At 68.6% G+C, this 663-nt stretch carries 1 protein-coding gene; it reads left to right on the top strand.

Annotated elements, in window-relative coordinates; genetic code table 11:
- Positions 1 to 19: 19 nt before the first annotated feature.
- On the top strand, positions 20 to 663 hold a 644-nt coding region (locus IVB48_RS33000; RefSeq protein WP_276576837.1), incomplete at its 3' end, for a beta-ketoacyl reductase.

The following is a 663-nucleotide window of genomic DNA, read 5'->3' as shown; positions in this document are numbered from 1 at the left end:
GGTGCTGGCGCCGCGGCTGATGCGCGCCGGAGCGGGCGCGGGTGAGCCGCGTCGTCTTGCTGCCGGCGGGACGGTGTTGATCACGGGCGGTATAGGCGAGCTTGGCAGCGAGGTTGCGCGGCACTTGGTTGCGAAGCACGGTGTGCGGCATCTGTTGCTGACGTCGCGTCGCGGCATGGCGACGCCTGGAGCGCCAGATCTGGTCGTCGAGTTGCAGGCGCTGGGTGCGCAGACGGTTGAGGTTGCAAGTTGCGACGTCAGGGATCGTGACGCTGTGCGCTCGGTCTTGAGCGCCGTCGCGCCGGAACGTCCGTTGACAGGTATATTCCACCTTGCGGCAACGCTGGACGACGGGATCGTGCCGGCGCTCACAGTGGAGCGGCTGGAGCGTGTGCTGCGACCGAAGCTCGATGGCGCCTGGCACCTGCACGAACTGACGGCGGATCTGGATCTGGCGGCATTCGTGCTGTTCTCGTCGGTGGCCGCGCTCGGCAGTCCGGGGCAGGCGAACTACGCGGCGGCGAACGTGTTCCTGGATGCGCTTGCGGCGGAGCGTCGGCATCGCGGATTGGCCGGGCAGAGCCTGCTGTGGGGCCTGTGGGAACAGCGCGGCGTCGGCATGACGGCGCATCTGGGCCGTGCCGAACTAATGCGGATGCGGCG

Origin of the sequence: Bradyrhizobium sp. 76, from assembly GCF_023073025.1 — a bacterium.
Lineage (GTDB): Bacteria > Pseudomonadota > Alphaproteobacteria > Rhizobiales > Xanthobacteraceae > Bradyrhizobium.
This window is presented reverse-complemented; position numbering and strand designations above follow the sequence as displayed.